The organism is Lysobacter sp. TAB13 (assembly GCF_052113885.1).
In the GTDB taxonomy this organism is placed as follows: domain Bacteria; phylum Pseudomonadota; class Gammaproteobacteria; order Xanthomonadales; family Xanthomonadaceae; genus Lysobacter; species Lysobacter gummosus.
In genome coordinates, this window is the sequence record NZ_JBFRDR010000034.1 from 25,507 (window position 1) to 41,806 (window position 16,300).

Annotated in this window: 15 protein-coding genes; 8 read left to right on the forward strand and 7 right to left on the reverse strand. The window is 59.8% G+C overall.

Features of this window, described 5'->3' with window-relative positions:
• Window positions 1-130: 130 nt before the first annotated feature.
• Window positions 131-1,084, reverse strand: a complete 954-nt coding sequence (locus AB4Y92_RS24230; protein ID WP_441821948.1) for a GlxA family transcriptional regulator — start codon at window positions 1,082-1,084, stop codon at window positions 131-133.
• A 93-nt stretch (window positions 1,085-1,177) separates the two neighbouring features.
• On the opposite strand from AB4Y92_RS24230, the gene AB4Y92_RS24235 reads away from it, so the two are divergent.
• The 5 genes from AB4Y92_RS24235 (at window position 1,178) to AB4Y92_RS24255 (ending at window position 7,251) form a co-directional block, all read left to right on the forward strand.
• Entirely contained in the window at window positions 1,178-2,101 is a 924-nt protein-coding gene (locus tag AB4Y92_RS24235; protein WP_441821949.1) for an FAD-dependent oxidoreductase, read from the forward strand.
• Between the two features lie 298 nt (window positions 2,102-2,399).
• Complete coding sequence (locus AB4Y92_RS24240; RefSeq protein WP_441821950.1) at window positions 2,400-2,951, forward strand: dihydrofolate reductase family protein; 552 nt, start codon at window positions 2,400-2,402, stop codon at window positions 2,949-2,951.
• A gap of 1,509 nt (window positions 2,952-4,460) precedes the next feature.
• On the forward strand, window positions 4,461-5,378 hold the full coding sequence (locus AB4Y92_RS24245) for an alpha/beta fold hydrolase (protein ID WP_441821951.1): 918 nt from the start codon (window positions 4,461-4,463) through the stop codon (window positions 5,376-5,378).
• A 95-nt stretch (window positions 5,379-5,473) separates the two neighbouring features.
• Complete coding sequence (locus AB4Y92_RS24250; RefSeq protein WP_441821952.1) at window positions 5,474-6,517, forward strand: sensor histidine kinase; 1,044 nt, start codon at window positions 5,474-5,476, stop codon at window positions 6,515-6,517.
• Window positions 6,514-7,251, forward strand: a complete 738-nt coding sequence (locus tag AB4Y92_RS24255; protein ID WP_441821953.1) for a LytR/AlgR family response regulator transcription factor — start codon at window positions 6,514-6,516, stop codon at window positions 7,249-7,251. Before AB4Y92_RS24250 ends, AB4Y92_RS24255 begins: the two co-directional genes overlap by 4 nt.
• 351 nt (window positions 7,252-7,602) lie before the next feature.
• Here the strand turns inward: AB4Y92_RS24255 and AB4Y92_RS24260 are convergent, their stop codons facing one another.
• Complete coding sequence (locus AB4Y92_RS24260) at window positions 7,603-8,541, reverse strand: hypothetical protein (RefSeq protein WP_441821954.1); 939 nt, start codon at window positions 8,539-8,541, stop codon at window positions 7,603-7,605.
• A 228-nt stretch (window positions 8,542-8,769) separates the two neighbouring features.
• Complete coding sequence (locus tag AB4Y92_RS24265) at window positions 8,770-9,651, reverse strand: alpha/beta fold hydrolase (RefSeq protein ID WP_441821955.1); 882 nt, start codon at window positions 9,649-9,651, stop codon at window positions 8,770-8,772.
• 866 nt (window positions 9,652-10,517) lie between these two features.
• Between AB4Y92_RS24265 and AB4Y92_RS24270 the strand changes: the two genes are divergently transcribed.
• Window positions 10,518-11,096, forward strand: coding sequence for a hypothetical protein (locus AB4Y92_RS24270; protein WP_441821956.1), 579 nt, complete (start codon window positions 10,518-10,520; stop codon window positions 11,094-11,096).
• Window positions 11,097-11,388: 292 nt separating this feature from the next.
• On the opposite strand, the gene AB4Y92_RS24275 is transcribed toward AB4Y92_RS24270, so the two are convergent.
• Window positions 11,389-11,808 carry an H-NS histone family protein gene (locus AB4Y92_RS24275; RefSeq protein ID WP_441821957.1) on the reverse strand — a complete coding sequence of 140 codons (420 nt, stop codon included), beginning with the start codon at window positions 11,806-11,808 and terminating at the stop codon, window positions 11,389-11,391.
• 285 nt (window positions 11,809-12,093) lie between these two features.
• Between AB4Y92_RS24275 and AB4Y92_RS24280 the strand changes: the two genes are divergently transcribed.
• Window positions 12,094-12,405: a hypothetical protein gene (locus tag AB4Y92_RS24280; RefSeq protein ID WP_441821958.1), complete on the forward strand. Its 312-nt coding sequence runs from the start codon at window positions 12,094-12,096 to the stop codon at window positions 12,403-12,405.
• A gap of 100 nt (window positions 12,406-12,505) precedes the next feature.
• On the opposite strand, the gene AB4Y92_RS24285 is transcribed toward AB4Y92_RS24280, so the two are convergent.
• Window positions 12,506-13,993: a phytoene desaturase family protein gene (locus tag AB4Y92_RS24285; RefSeq protein ID WP_441821959.1), complete on the reverse strand. Its 1,488-nt coding sequence runs from the start codon at window positions 13,991-13,993 to the stop codon at window positions 12,506-12,508.
• A 102-nt stretch (window positions 13,994-14,095) separates the two neighbouring features.
• Between AB4Y92_RS24285 and AB4Y92_RS24290 the strand changes: the two genes are divergently transcribed.
• Window positions 14,096-14,713 (forward strand): TetR/AcrR family transcriptional regulator, encoded by a 618-nt coding sequence (locus AB4Y92_RS24290; protein ID WP_441821960.1) that lies wholly within the window; start codon window positions 14,096-14,098, stop codon window positions 14,711-14,713.
• Window positions 14,714-14,804: 91 nt separating this feature from the next.
• Here AB4Y92_RS24290 and AB4Y92_RS24295 read toward each other — a convergent pair whose 3' ends face one another.
• Window positions 14,805-15,257 (reverse strand): hypothetical protein, encoded by a 453-nt coding sequence (locus AB4Y92_RS24295; RefSeq protein WP_441821961.1) that lies wholly within the window; start codon window positions 15,255-15,257, stop codon window positions 14,805-14,807.
• Window positions 15,258-15,672: 415 nt separating this feature from the next.
• A partial coding sequence (locus tag AB4Y92_RS24300) for a terpene synthase family protein (RefSeq protein WP_441821962.1) occupies window positions 15,673-16,300 on the reverse strand: 628 nt, incomplete at its 5' end.

Genomic DNA, 16,300 nt, shown 5'->3' on the forward strand with positions numbered 1-16,300 from the left:
TGGGTTGGGTCTCTATGAAAATTTCCAGCCCTGTATGGTTCCTCCCGACGGCGATATCCGCTTCAGCCGTTGTGGACTGCCCAGGAAGTTGTGACTCGCCGCCACCATCCAACCAGTAGCTTCCAGCGTTCTAAGATGGATGGTTACGCCTACTAAACGCGCCCCTATAAGTAGTGGGAGAGATGCTAAAGCGCCGCCGGAAGTGCTGGCGCAATGAATCCGCGCTGCCCAATCCGCAGTGTTCGGCGACCCGATCCATTGGCAGGTCAGTAGTCTCTAGCAGCTCTCTTGCACGATCCAGTCTGCGCTGCAGGAGCCACTGAAGTGGACTGGCTCCGGTCTCTGATTGAAAGTTCCGGGTGAGACTGCGGATGCTAATGCTCGCGTGAGCAGCTAAGTCTCCCAATGCCAGCGGCTTGTCCAAATGCCGAAGTGCCCAAGCCCGAGTCGAAGCTAACGAAGCTCCTTCCTCTTTTGGCACTGGGGTTTGAATGAACTGAGCTTGTCCGCCTGGCCTTACAGGCGCAACTACGGCCAACCTGGCGACGACGTTGGCCACTGCGGCGCCGTAGTCGCTCCGGACAAGGTGCAGACAAAGGTCGATGCCAGCCGCGAGCCCTGCCGAGGTGAAGATTCCGTCGTCCTCTACATAAAGGACATCGGGACGAACATCGATGCTAGGAAAGCGATCTTTGAGCTCGGCCGAATACAGCCAGTAGGTGGTAGCGGATCGGCCATCCAAGAGGCCCGCTTGCGCCAGTACGAAGGCTCCCGTGCAGATCGACGCAATTCGCTTCCCATTTGCAGCAGCTTGCTGAAGTGATGACAGCACGGCCGGACTGGCGTTCTCTCGAGCACCGGTGCCTGTGACTATCACTATGTCGGCTCCGTGCAGCATTTCTAGCCCGTGGCGAACGACGATGTCGAAGCCACCATCCACCTTTATCGGACCTGGCTGCGCAGTGCAAACCAGGACCTCGTAGCCCGGAGCACCGTCGACAACGGTATGGCCAAGCACTAGATCCGGGATGGCCAAATCAAAGGCCGTCACAGGAGGCACAGCGACTACGGCAACACGGAGCATGGCCAGAACCTCACGACACCTGTCTTTCTGGCCGCTAGATTACCGCTGCCAGCGCATTCACAGTGGATTTCTCCAATAACCGCGAGAAATCAGATGAAGAATATTGTTGTCGGTGCAGGTGCCACCGGAGTCGCCACCGCACGCCTACTGGCTGAAGCCGGCCACGAGGTTACGCTGGTATCGCGTCGCGCTAATGTAGCAACGCCCGCTGGAGTCAAATACGTGTCCGGCGATGCGAGCGACGCAAATTTTATGTCCATGCTCGCAGCTGGCGCACAGACGTTGTTTAACTGCGCCATGCCGCCATACGATAGCTGGCCGAAGCTCTTTCCCCCGCTTGGGAGCTCGCTTTTGGCCGCCGCCGAACGCAGCGGCGCTAACTACGTCATGCTCGGAAACTGCTATGGATACGAACCATCTGCAGAACCTATCACTGAGAGTTCGCCAATCGCGCCAACATCCATCAAGGGGCGCGTTCGCGCAAAAATGTGGGCGGACGCAATGACCGCACATCACTCGGGCCGAGTGCGTGTAGCCGAAGTCCGTGCGAGCGACTTTTTGGGCGCAAACGCCGGTTCTCTCTACACGTTAACAATTTTGCCTCGGCTCACAAGTCGGGAGCCGATAGCTTATCCAGCCAATCTAGATGTTGAGCATAGCTGGACCTACACGGAAGACGCTGCGCGCACCCTGATTGCCGCCGCATTAAACGATGCTGCTTGGGGTCGTGCGTGGCATGTCCCTCCGGTGAGCAACGAGTCCGCAAGAGAGGTAACCTTCCGACTCTCGCAGCTGGCAGGCATTGACCCGCTGCATCTGATCAGGATGAACTCAGCGGAAGTAGAGAAAATCGGTCGAGACGACTCAATCATGGCCGAGATTTCCGAGATGCTCTATATGTTCGAGCAGCCTTTCGTCATGGATGCAGCGCTCACCCAACAAACTCTTGGCGTTTCCGCATCCTCGCTCGATCGCGCACTCAGTGAAATGCTCACCCATGCATCGAGCGCTACTTGACACTACTTGTGACGGGTGCCGATGTGAAGGCTACTTCGTAGCTAGGCGGCAATAACCTGCAAAGCTAGATAGCATTACCGGTTGGTGCACCAGGGGAGCCGAAGCCGCTTCACGGCTCGGCTCAATTCAGGTGTTAGGCCTCATGGGCGGCCACCTGACAGCTGCGAGCGTTCGCTCCTTGCTCTGACCAGTGACGCATTCAATTGCTGTAGCAGCTGTCGATCTGGACCTACCTCATTCGTCGGCCAGAAGGATGCCGAAAACAGGCCGCCCCCTCGATGACTACTGGAGCAACGCCATGAGCAGACTAAAGCTACAAATGCAGATTACCACCGACGGTTTTGACTCGACCGGCCCAAACGACGATCTGGCATGGGATGAAATCAGGGATTATTCCCGCGATCTGTTCGATAGCGCGGATACGATTGTTATCGGCAGGAAGACTGCTACCGACTTCATCCCTTACTGGGATTCTGCAGCCGCCCAACCTGGCGGCTCATGGTATGAAGTTGCCAAACGGATCGCTGCGGCGAGGAAGGTCGTTTTTTCAAGAACGCTTGACAAGCCCGAATGGAATAATACCTCCATCGAAAGCGGAGATATCGTAGAGGCAATAGAACGATTAAAAGCCACGAATAAGAATGACATCATCGTATATGGAGGCGTTTCGTTCGTTGCCTCCTTGGTTGAGAATAAGCTCATTGATGAGTTTCACTTGTTCGTTAACCCTATCGCTGCTGGAAAAGGCAAATCAATATTCAGCGGACTCGCGGACTCGCAACAGTTCAAGCTCATAGGAGCGACGCCATACAAAAGCGGCCTTGTGCTACTCAATTACGAACTCAAATGAGGCCGCGGACCACAAACAATCGCAACTCTTAAAGTGACTGGCCAATTCAAAGACTTCACGCCAGAAGACAAGACACCCGCTCTCGCCTTTACGGGGAAGTATGAAAGCGCTCAAGACCTGCTGGAGAGAATCAACGAGTGGGCCGCCCGATCCCGAGCGACCATACTCAATGTTGAGGCTGTCGTTCTCCTCGGTTCTGCGTCGGGAGAATCGCTCGGCACCAGCTTTGGCGCCGACGATGGGATTGCAATCATGTCCTCGCGGACTCAAGTCTTCCGCGTTTTGCACAAGTGGATGCGGCCTGACAAGTCAATCAAGCCGAAGCCGCTTCGCAACTCCACTCGTTTCAGACGTTCGCTGGCGCCCGCTTCTGGCCGTTAACGGTCATGGGGCCGGAGCTAAAGCGGACATTCGCGATTCGTAAAATGGGCCTCTAATGAAGACACTTCAGCATTCGCGCTTGATCAATGCGGCCGCCAAAGCAGCCCTTCGCCCTATTGGCTGCGTGCAGAAGGGGCGCTCTAGAACTTGGCTTGATGATCGGACCTGGTGGGTGGGGGTTGTCGAGTTCCAGCCGTCATCCTGGGCTAGAGGGAGCTACTTGAACGTAGGCGCGTGTTGGCTTTGGTACGAAAAGGACTACTTGTCGTTCGATGCCGGAGATAGAGTTGAGAACTTCCATTCGTTCGTAAACGATGAGCAGTTTGCGTCAGTAGCAGACGAGCTGGCGAAACGGGCGAGGCAGGAGGTAATAGCCCTACGCGATCGCTATCCATCGCCTTCGCATGTGCAGGCCTGGCTCGCGGCTAAGTCATCAATCTCGATATGGGATCAGTACCATCTTGCCGTGTCCGCAGGCATGGCTGGAGCAACAGACCAAAGCAGGCGGTCTTTTGCTGATGTGATGTCTAATCCAGATGATAGGTCTTGGGCCATTGAAATTAGGCGCCGCGCCGCCGAACTCATGAGATGCCTGGAACTGGGTAACGGATTTGAGGCTGAGATCATGGACACGATTAGACGTACGAGAGATTTGCTAGGACTTCCAGTTCTCCGGGATGGGATCGAGCTACCCCTTAACTAACGACTGGGATGTTGTCGCTCCTTCTGATGTCCGCTTTTGGCCGAAAGTGGACCCGAAGCGAAGTTGCCGCAGCGCCCCTCTGGACGTCTTGATCACCTTCCAATCTTGTCGAGACTGCTAGCTGGGCCGATCCCAGTTTGGTCAAGACGAAGCGCTTCTAAACGATCAGACTAAGCAGATTCGTCGGTCGCCTAATCCGGTTTGGTCGTTGCGGCAGCGGGACGATTGAGCCGCGTATCGAGCTGACCTGCCGCGATGCGCATCGCAGCGGCGGTATAGGCGACGCGCAATGGCGAGGATCGCCCCACCGTTCCTCCTGCCCTCAAGCCGCTCGCCAGCCGCCGCGGCCGCTCGCCATTTATCCGCCGAGGCGGCGCGGGGAACCGGGCAAGGTGTATCCACCACCCAGACTCTGGAGCCCTTCGATGAATCCGCTATCCCGTTCGCGTTTGCTGCGTCGTATCGCGTTGGCCGCCGCTGTGTTGATCTCGGCCGGCGGCGCACAAGCCAAGATCGTGCAGTTCCAGGACTTGTCGGTCGAGGTCGTCGGCGAGGGCCGGCCGGTGCTGATGATTCCGGGACTCAACAGCGCCGGCGAAACCTGGCGCGAGACCTGCGCGGCTCTGCAGGCGGACCATGTGCAATGCCACATCGTGCAGTTGCCCGGTTTCGCCGGCGCGCCGGCGGTCAAGACCGATCGTTTCGTCGATTCGATGCGCGACCGTCTGCTGGCCTACATCAAGGACCGGAAGCTGGCCAAGCCGGCGGTGATGGGGCATAGCCTGGGCGGGTTCATCGCGTTGGAGATGGCGATTGAACAGCCCAAGGCGATCGATCGTCTGGTGATAGTGGACTCGCTGGCGTTCCTGGGCGCATTGCAGAACCCGGTCGCGACCGTCGAGTCGGTCAAGCCGATGGCCGAGGCGATGCGCAAGCGGATGATCGAACAGGATGCCGAAACTTACCGTCTCGGCGTCGCCAAGGCGGTCAAGGGCATGAGCCTGGACGAAAAGCGCGAGGCCATCCTGGTCCAATGGGGCGAGGCCAGCGACCGCGCCACCACCGCGCAGGCGATGTACGAAATGATGGTCACCGACCTGCGTCCGCAGTTGGCGAAGATCAAGACGCCGACCCTGCTGCTCGGCTCGTGGGCGGCGTACGCCAGCTACGGCGCGACCAAGGAGTCGACCACCGCCATCTTCAAGGCCCAATACGCCGCCCTAGACGGAGTGCATATCGAACTGAGCCAGGCCGGTTACCATTTCCTCATGTGGGACGACCCGAAGTGGCTGCAGGATCAGGTGCGCGGCTTCATCGATGTCGGCGCCGGCAACGGCGGCTGATCGCGCCACTGGTGTAATGCTCCACCACGGTCGCGGTTCGCCGCGGCCGTGTCCTGTCTTATCGACGTTTTATTTTTCTCGACGGAAACCGCCGCATGTCGCGAACGCAACTGCGTACCGCCCTGGCCGACGCCGCATTCTGGACCGGCTTGGCCGTGTTCAACCTGACGCTGGCGGCGATGGTATTCGGCGGCATGAGCTCAGGCTCGATTCTGATAAGCGTGCTGTTATCGCTGGAGCTGTGGGTTATCGGCGGCGCGATGCGACGCATCGCGTTGCGGCGGCATTGGTTCGAACTCGGGCCGGTCCGGCTGGCCGCGCGCTTGTTGCTATGCGTGCTGCTCGGCGCGGCCTTGGCACAGTTGCTGTTGATCCCCACGCTGAAGCTGGCGCTGAGCCAGAGTTGGGTGTCGTTGCCGCAATCGACCGGCTACCGCCCGGCGATGCTGTTCGTGTACTGGGCCAACACCGCGTTTATGCTGGGTCTATGGGTTGCGTTGTGGAGCTGGACCATGGCGATGCAGCGTTATCGCGAAGGCGAGATCGCCCGGCTCAATGCCGAGTCGTTGCGCAACGCGTTCGAACTCGATTCATTGCGCGCGCGCCTGAACCCGCATTTCGTGTTCAACGCGCTCAACAACCTGCGTGCGCTGATCAACGAGGACACCGAGCGCGCGCGCGAACTGGTCACGCGGCTGTCCAATACCCTGCGTCACGCCCTGGATCACAGCCAGCGCGAGCAGGCCAGCTTGGCCGAGGAACTGGCGGTGGTCGAGGATTACCTTGCGGTCGAAGCGGTGCATTACGAGGATCGCCTGCGCGTGCAGCGCGAGATCAACGCTGATGCGTTGTGCGCGCGGTTGCCGCCGATGGCGTTGCAACTCTTGGTCGAGAACGCGGTCAAGCACGGCATCGCGTGTACGCCCGGAGGCGGTGAACTCAGCGTGCGTGCGCATTGCGAAAACGGACGGCTGCATATCGAGGTCGGCAATCCCGGTCGCATCGATCCCGAGCCGGCGCGACGCGGGGTCGGTCTGGCCTATCTGCGCACCCGCCTGGCCCACGGCGGCAACGCCGGACGTTTCGAACTCAAGCAACGCGGCAACCGGGTGACCGCGCAGTTGGAGATACCGCAATGAACGCTCGCCCGTTGCGCGTACTGATCGTCGATGACACCCGGCTGGCGCGGCAGGAACTGCGCACCTTGCTCACCGATCTGCCGGACATCGAGCTGCTCGGCGAAGCCGACGACGTGCCCTCGGCACAGGCGGCGATCGCGCGCCTACGTCCGGATCTGGTGCTGCTGGATATCCAGATGCCGTCGGGCACCGGCTTCGACGTGATCGACGGGCTGGACAGTGTGCCTCTGGTGGTGTTCACCACCGCCTACGACCAGTACGCGGTACGCGCGTTCGAAGCCAATGCGCTGGATTATCTGGTCAAGCCGGTCGACTCCTCGCGCCTGGCCGCGGCGCTGCAACGCGCGCGTACGCGCCTGCCGGAAGCGCCCTGGCTCGGCGCAGCGCCACGCGGCCTGCTGGGCGCGGACGATCAGGTGTTCCTGCGCGAAGGCGAGCGCTGCTGGTTCGTGGCCCTGCGCGAAATCAGCCGGATCGTGGTCGATGGCAATTACGCGCGGGTCTGGTTCCGCAACGAATGCGCGCTGCTCGCGCGCAGCCTGAGTGCGCTCGAAGCTCGATTGGACCCGGCGTTGTTCTTTCGCGCCAACCGCAACACTTTGGTGAACCTGCGCGCGGTCAAAGCGATCGATCTGGCGCTCAACGACGGCTTCGAACTGGAACTCAAGGACGGCAGCCGGATCGAAGTGTCGAGGCGGCAGTCACGCGAGTTGCGCGAGCGCTTGGCGTTGTAGCGATAATGGCCCGGATTGAGTTTGGCAGTTCAGGACGGCCGCATCGCATGAAGACTTAATTCGCGAATTCGGTCATCGTCTCGATAGTCGTCAGCGCGGCTGGGTTAGTGGTAGCGCTATTGACCGTGATTTTCGAGCCATCACTGATTTGGTCGCCCCTGATTCTGGTTGCTTTAATCAGCGCGCACTGCGGGTTGGATGCATATGCTAAGTCTTGACGCCGAAGCCGCTTCGCGGCTCGGCACTACTCATTCATGGATTCCAATGAAGGCCAACGCCAGGAGAAGGCGCTGTCTTCGAAGCTTCCCGTCATTCGATGCACAGGGCATACCCCCCAGATCACCTTAACGATCAAGATTCGCGCCCGGCCAAGCCCCGTAACTGTTGCTGCATCAACCCGCGCACTTCCGGCATCGGGATTCGCGCCAGTTCTGCCAGCGGCCGGCCGCGCCCGATCTCGCGGGCGATTGCCAAGCCGACCAGATAGCCTCCACGCGCGGGTTCTGGCCCCTTGTAGCCGGCGCTGAAAAATCGGTTGGTGTCCTCCGGCGCGGTGGAGTCCATCACTGCCAGCAGCTTGGCGGCGAGTTCGCGCACTGTAGCGTCGTCGGCGGAGGCGAGCTTCTGGTCGTCGAGCAGGACATGTAAAAGCGATGCCTCTGGATTCAGGCGTTCGCTGACGTAGGTGGCTAAACCCTCCAACCACAGCGAACCGTAGACCGGCGGCGCCTCGTCCATCAGCAATTGCGGCAGGTGCTGTCCGTGATACAGATGGAAGGATTCGTGATCAAGCAGCACCGACAGATTGGCGTCGGCGCCGTGATAACGGACGATTCCGTCAATGCCGACGAAGAGCGGCAACTTGCCCTGCCAGGGCTGTAAATGGCCGTCGAACATAAACAGCGAGGGCATCAGGTAAATCGGCGCTCGCTCGCGACGGAAATCCGGAAACTCCCGCTGGAAATGCTGCACGTGACGCTTGTAGTGATCGTCGAACCCGTGGCTCAGGCGCCGGGCATCGACAGCGATGGCGTCAAACTTCGGCAGCCAGCTGGCTAGCCGTTCGTAGGTCGGCTTGAGCCCGGCACCGGCATACAGCTCGGCGTTGGGCACGAAGAACGCGGCGCGGATCGCCTCCACCCGATCGCTGGCATCGCGCCCGGCGTCGTATGCGCGCCAGAACGCGGGCATCAGATCGGTAGGTGGCTGCGCTTCGGCAGCGGGAAGCCGTCCAACAGCGGCAAGCAAGACTGAGAAGGTCGTTAAGCGCAGCAAGTCGCGACGCTGCATCGTGGGTTTTCCTGAGTCGGTTCGGACATAGGATGCGGCATCCGATCACGACGTTCAAACGCTTCAATCATTTCGGATCCAACATGATCGGCATCGCTTCTCGCTGCCGACAGGAATAGCAACCGCACTGCGCCTCGGCAGCCGGTTGCAAAGACGGCGTCGCCAACGTGGTCGATGGTTGTTTCGCGGGCTGAGCCACTCGCCGTTAGCCCAGCCCGCGAACGCACTCTATTTGAGGTGAGCGATGATTCCGGCAGTGATCGCATCGAGAAGCGGTTGCGGCAGGTCGTGCCCCATGCCCTCGACGCCCTTCTCAGGGTCCCCCAGCCATTCGGCCCCGGGGATCGCGTCACGCGTGGCCTTGCCACCGGAAATGTGGATGAGCGCGTCCTCGTTGCCGTGGATGACCAGCGTCGGCAGGGTCAGGTCATTGAGTTCCTTCGTACGATCGCCTGCGAGCAGGATCGCGCCGACTTGACGCGCGCCGCCGCCGGGGTGGGCCGGGCCACCGTTCGAATCGAGCGAACGCTTATAAGCCGCCTCGGCGAGCGCTCGACGACGCGGCGCCTCTTCGGCAGCATAAGTATCCGAGCCGATAAGAGCGTACAGCGCCGCGACGTGATCGATCGCTCCTTCCGGGTCGGACGGCGGCTCCTTGATCAACTCCGCGATGACGCCGGGCTGCGCATATCCGACCCAGATATTGCCGGTGGTGCTCATGATCGAGCACAGGCTACGCGCTCGCGCGGGATAATTGATCGCCAGTCTTTGCGCGATCATGCCGCCCATCGATGCCCCGACGATATGGGCCTTGTCGATCCCGAGGTGATCCAGCAACTGGATGGCGTCATCGGCCATGTCCACCAGACGGTACCCGTCGGCGGGCGGCGCCCCGGTCCGCCATCGGGTCAGGCCGCTGTCGCGGTTGTCGAAGCGGATGACCCAATGTTTCTCTTTCAGCTTGTCGACGAGTTGCTGCGGCCAATGGATCAACTGGGAATTCAGGCCCATGATCAACAGCACGGGCGGGTGCGATGGGTCGCCGCCGACCCGATAGCACAATTTCACATCTTCGATCTCAACGAATAAGTCTTCGGATTTCACCGCCATAAGGTTTCTCCGCTAGTGGCATCGTGGATGGGTATTTATAGATCCGTGGATAGAACGGGCCAACGTTTTTCGACTGCAACCAACTGAGCGACTCGCGCGGGTTTGCAGATCTGTCAGCCGCGGTCGAGCCGCCCTGTAACTGGCATCAACGCAATTACAAGAAGAACGAGCCGGCTGCCTAAGCCCTAGCCGACGCGGCTTGCGAACAAGTTCTGCTGCAAGTTCTGCTGGATATACCGTCCATTCGGATCCGGTTCCGAGACGGGGTAGACGGACTCCAATTGGATCACCGAATTTAACGGACAAGCACAAAAGCTCACGGAGCCTAAGCGTCTCCCTGAATTTTCCTTGTGCTTACCAACTGTGCTGGACGCATCATCGCAGTGCGAAACGCAGCACAGTGATCGTTGATGAGGCCGTACTCAACTCGGGTTCTTTCGCGGCGGTCGCACATACGGCGACGCAATTGCCTGAGCAGGCATTGGACGGTTTGTTCAAGCCGAAGCCGCTTCGCGGCTGCGCTTGACAAGGTTAAGAGAAGCGCTAGCTGCGAATTCGTCCGCAGGTAAATGCCCGACTCCCACCAAGGCTCACCTATGGATCGCAATCACATCTTTAACCGATGAGCGAGGCTAGGTTTTCCCAACCTTGAACATCGGTGCATCGACCGCGTTTCAGGATTGCGGCCGCTCATTTCGACTTGACTGGCGTTATTAGATGCTAAGGCGCTCAGCAACCGCGATGGGTATCTGAGGGTCGGCACCTGCAACTGACTTGGCGCGTGGCCGCAGCTGTTGCCGACGCTACGGCGGCTCGCCACAAACGGAGCGGTATTCACATTCCGAAGGGCTAAGGAGCCATGAACCATGAAAACACTGCGCTTGTCGAAGGCCTTGTCCTGCCTGTCATTGCTGCTGATCTTTCCGATGAGTGCCTATGCGATTCAACAAGGCGATATCTTCAAACTCAACCTGGGAGAGCCGAGCCCCAGCAGTCCGACCACCGACTCGAGTGGCTTCGACTATGCCGCCCCAGTTAATGGAAAATGCGCCAATATTCAACGCTCAACCTACGCCAGCTATCTGCTCAGAACGAATGTAGGCGGCAGCGATTTCGAGCTGACCAATTGTGGCAAGGACTCGGACGGGTATCTGGCCTGCGAGATCAAGGTCGTCAGCGGAAGCTACACCGGCTATTACTTGTACCAGTCAGATGGCTACGTTCGACCGTCCAGATCCTCCGGCAACGAGCGCTTCTCGTTCATTCCCGCAGGCAGCTACGACTTCGGCTCGCAAAACCTGGGCAGATATAAGGGCGATCTCTATAAAGTCCGAGACCCGATCGGCCGATATTTGGCGGTTGCGGAAAAGCACTCCGCTTGTGACGTGAACTATATAAGGTTCGAAAGGGAGGGACTCGCGATCAAGGTGGCTCCCAAACCGTGAGACCGGCACATTTGCGCACACCCATAACGTCTATTCGTGCGTGTAGTCAGGCTTAACTCTATTAAGCCGGTGGCGCGGAGTGCGTGGCTTGGATTTTCCTGTGCTTACCAACTGTGCTGAACGCAGCATCGCAGTGCGAAACGCAGCACAGTGATCGTTGATGAGGCCGTACTCAACTCGGGTTCTCTCGCGGCGTTCGCACATACGGCGACGCAATTGCCTGAGCAGGCATTGGACAGTTTATTCAAGCCGAAGCCGCTTCGCGGCTCGGCCCTGGCTGAAGGATTCTGCGTCAGCCCTGCTTGATGAGCGTTCGCCGGCCTATTGGACTGTTCTTGCGCGCGGTCGGCTTGGCCAGGCCGGGGATCAGGAAATCAGCGACGCTGCGGCCATGCTTCGTCTTCTGCGCCAGCCATCGCGGCATCCGCCCACGGCCCGACCAGGTGTTGCGCTTGTTGTCCGGGTCGCGGTACTTGGCGGCAACCTTGCTCGCCTTTCGCCGCGGCGCCCGCTTCTTGCCAGCGATCTCAGCTACCGGCCGATCGCCATAGAGTTCGTCGATCGTATAACCGTTCTGAGCGGCGAGAGCGATCACTGTCCGACGCACCACGGCAATGGGGCGACGGCTGGTTATCAAGCGCCTCCGCCGCTCCGCGGCGTTCAGAAGGGAAGTCAGTTCCGACAGGCTGAGCTTTTCGACATCGATTTTCATGCCGCGCAGGGTCCAGCCATACCTATCTACCTGTCAAGCACCAACCCCGGGGGCCTGGGCGATTGCGCCCGGCCTGGGATCGCGATTCGTTGCGTCCCAAAACAGACTCGCCCGCGCAGCCATTTCTTCAGGGTGATATGTCTTTGCCGCCACAGACGCAGGAGCAGCCCAATGGTTCGGTAGGGTGTCAGACAAGAATCAGCGTCCTTCTTTTGGCGGTGCACCCCGGGCAGACGCCCTCCCCTTCATGGTCCCGCCTGACTCCGTTGGGCCTACAATCGCGCCATGGAATATCAATTGATCATCAAGTTCTGGCGCAAGTCGCTGGCGGACGAAGCCTTCCTCGCCACAGTCGAAGGTGAGTTGAAACAGGCCTTAGGCACCACCGTCGAATTGGAGGGGCTCGACGTCAGCGCAAAAGAGATCAATCTTTTCATGCTCACTTCCGACCCTCGCCATTCGTTCCGGCGCGCGAAAGACGTTCTGGAAAGGCTGGGCGCGCTGAATGCGGTTTCGGCGGCGTTCCGCCTTTCGGGCGGCGCGCAATTGACTTCGATCTGGCCGCTTCGCTCCACCCGTAAGTTCAAGCTTCCCTAGGCCCACGCCAGCGGATGAAAGCTGTAATTGCGGTCTGCGTAAGCCCTTTGACCTGGGGCAAGCGAAACGGAAACTACACCTTCGGCCCGAGTCGTCGCGATCAGCTTGATCGAGACGGCGGACGCGTACCACCTGCATCACGCAGCAGTGCATCCGAAGCCTGGATGCCGGACAACATGGCCGACGGCACCCCATAGCCCGGAAAAGTGGTTTGACCCGCCAGATACAAGCCTTGGATGCGCGTGGAATGGGGAAAGAATTGGCCCGGGGCCGCGCCTGGCGCGATGCCGTACAGGGCGCCTTCGTAGAGGTTCCGATCTGTCGCGAAGGTGTTCGGGTCCAGCACGCGCACCGTATCGATCGACAACGCCGGCAGCTTCTGCCTGAGTCCTGCGATGAAGTTTTCCACGGCGCGCTGCGTCTGCTCACGGCTCCAATCCGACGCCGATGCGATGCCGCTGACGGGCGCGAAGAACTCGATGATCGCTTTGTTCTCCGGAGCCAGTTCCGGAAGCGTTGCGGTTGGGTTGGTGAATGAGAGCCACCGGGGCACTTCCGGCGTCGCCGTGTGCATCTGCCTCTGATCGCGCATATTCGGAACGTAGTTGACGATGAAAGCGTCGTCGGCAATGGCGTCGCAACCGATCTGTATCGCAATGGCCCGGTGCGATAGCGGCGAACGCCGGGCCCGTTTCAACAACGCCGCAGGAACCACGTCTTCCGGCAACAAACGTGTCGCCAACTCGAAGCCGGAGCAGGTAGCGACGACATGGCGCGACTCGATCAATTCGCCAGTCGATAATTCAGCACCGCACACTTTTCCGCCGGATACCCGCAGTTTGCTCACTCGCTGTCCATAACGAATCGACACCGAATGCGTTTCGGCGGCTCGAACCAGCGCTGCGGGAATCATGCCCATGCCGCCGCGCGGCAGATGGAAGCCCTCCTCCAGCAGCGCCATGAAGCCGATGATCTGCGTGGCGGGCAAGCGCGCAGGCGCCGTACCCGTGTAGAGCAACGTCGAGGCAACGGCTGCCTGTACGTCAGGATCGGCAAAATACTTGGATATCAGCCGTTCGACGCTGCCGTGCATGCGCGGCAGGTATTTCCACAGGCGGGCGATGACGTGCGGCAACGAGGGCTCGGTGGGCAGAACATCACGGACCAGGGTTCGGTAGATCGGTCCCCAATGCTTTTGCAGCCTGTCGAGTCCCTGCCGCAGGCTGGCAGTCCTTTCCCTCGCGTTGGCGCCTTCCACATACGACCCGTCTGCGCTTGAAAGATGGATCGCAGTGCCGTTGTCCAGAACGGTCCGCTGGGGATTTGCGATGGGAACCAGGAACAACTCGCTGTCGAAATCGATACCCAACCGAGCGAACGTCGCCTTCAACACGGAAGGCACGGCTACGTACAACGCGCCGTTGTTGAAGGTAAATCCGTCCACCGTGCTGGTGGAGCAGCATCCGCCGGCGGCGTCGGACGCCTCCAGGACAGTGACCTTCCGTCCCGATCGCGCAAGGTGGACGGCTGCACTGAGGCCGGCCAAGCCGGCTCCGATGATCACCACAGGTTCGTCGTTGCTGGCCATTGTGTTTATCCGGCTTGAGTCGCGGTACACCGCGCGCTTGATCATTTTTGAACAATGTGCAAATATATACACTGTTCATACAAGGGCGCAAGCGCGCCGACCATGACCCGCCTGGAACGCAAGCGACAACACACGCGCGATCGCATAGCCCAGACAGCGTTCGAGCTGTTTGAAACTCACGGCTACGACGCGGTGACGATGGATCAGATTGCGATCGCCGCCGATGTTGCCCGCGGCACCCTCTACAACCACTTCGCCGTAAAGGAAGCGGTGCTGGCGTACCAGATGCATGCGCAGCTCAAGAGCGATCTCACGCCGCTCATGGAGGCAGTGATGCGCTGTGCCGGCTTCAACGGCCGGATGCTCACGCTGCTGGAAGCGTCGGCGGGTTGGTGGGATCTCAATCGCCGCTATCTGGCGCCCTACATCCGTTACCGGTTCGAGAGTGTCGGACAGGCGCAGCGCGCCGAAGAGCCGACGTCCGACTTGGCGCTGGCCTACGAAATGCTGATCGAACGCGGCCAGCTCGACGGCGAAATTCGCCGCGACTTATCGCCGCCTCAACTCGCGCACTATCTGCATTTTCTGTATCTGTCCGCGCTGATGCGCTGGCTGGCCGACAGCGATCTGTCGCTGGCGGAGCAGTTCGCGGATGTTCTGATGTTCTTCAATGAAGGCGCGGGAGCTGGCTCAACGAGCCGGAAGTTACGCGGTCAATAGCGCGGGCCAGTCCGCCCACGACCAAAAGACGAAAACAAAACGGGACGCCTGATCGGCGTCCCGTTCTTATCTCGCTACAGCGTGCGAGAGCTTACTTCGCGCGCTCGATCTCAAAACCGCTCACGTCGACGCCGAGATTGAAGCCGCGTCCGGTGCCGTTGACCGCCAATGACACCTCGCCCTTGGTCATGACCAACCCTTCCGCGCTTTTAACGACACCGGCATTCGCGCCGGCCGTGGCATAGGTTCCGTAAATCTCGTCGAGGTTTTTCAGTTTGGTGAACTCACCCTTGCCGTTGTCAATGCTGTACTTTCCTGCGGTAAGTCCAGCGCCGCGGATGTGAATTCGGACGGACGCAGTCTGACCGTTATCGCAAGTCACGTGCCCCGCGCCGTTGATATGTTTGTATATGGCCGCCCAGCCCGAGGTATTGAATGTCATGTGACATTTGGTCTCGGCTGCGGCGGCATGCACGGGGTTAAGCGCGGTCGCTCCAGCCATAGCTGCAGTGAAAACCGCCAAGCCAACGATGCGCGTAATCATGTCGTTCCTCCTTGGGGGAAGTTGCGAAGGCCGGTGACTTCGGCCTTCGTCATAGCCTTCGGGATTGCTGATTCATGCCGAACTCTCGAAGGGCTTTATCCTGTTGCGTCATGGCAACGGGTCAGTGTCACCGCTATCTTGGCGATCGATTTGCTAAGCGCCCGTGCAGTCCGGCGTGAAATAGGGGTTACGGTTAAGGTCTGTGGCCATGAGCGATTCATCAGCGCGCCCTTCCCGAAAGCACCCGGGTCGAACCGCTCCCAGCTTCCCGAACGGCGCCTAAACTGCGCGCGGCCACTCTATAAGCAAGCCGGCCAGATTGGCTTGAATCGCAATCGTGTCGTCCGAGCGAGCTGCGTCGTAATGCGCGTCATCGCCCCTGCACCACCAAGGACGCGGGCATCTCCGGCCTGGTTCAATCGGGCCCGCGCATCTGCGCGATATCCGCAGCCGCGACTTCATCGGTAGACGGCAGCGGGATAATAGTGACCTCGCCGGAGATAAAACGTTTCCCTTTGAAGTCCTTGCCGTGGTAGCGCGTGCTGATGGCATGAAACTCCGCATTGCCCGACGCCAGATGCTCCAGTTCCGTCAGGTAGTCGCGCACATCGCTGTCGTTTCCCAGCGGCCCCTCCAGCACCCGGTCGCGAGCCGCGATCAGCCTGCGCTCATTGTCGGACACCAGCACCGCCAGCTTGTCCAGCGCGGCCTGAAGCGTAAGCCCTTCCAGGTGCATCAACAACCAAACGGAATTGACCGAGTCGGCGATATATATCTCCTTCCGGAACGAATAGGGATCGTTCACCAGGGTGATCGAGTCGATGGCCGCGGTTCTGACCGCGACCAGAGACTCATCGGCAGCCAGCGCGTCGGTCATGTCTACGTCGATCGCGTACTCGGTCATCATGGCGGCCCACTCGCCATAGTTGTCGACGCGCCGCAGCTCCAGGTAGCGATCGAAGCTCAAGCTGTCCATCTGCAGCGCCAGCGAATCGGTCTGCCTGAGGATCATGGTATGCAGCGATTCCTCAAGACGTTTCCAC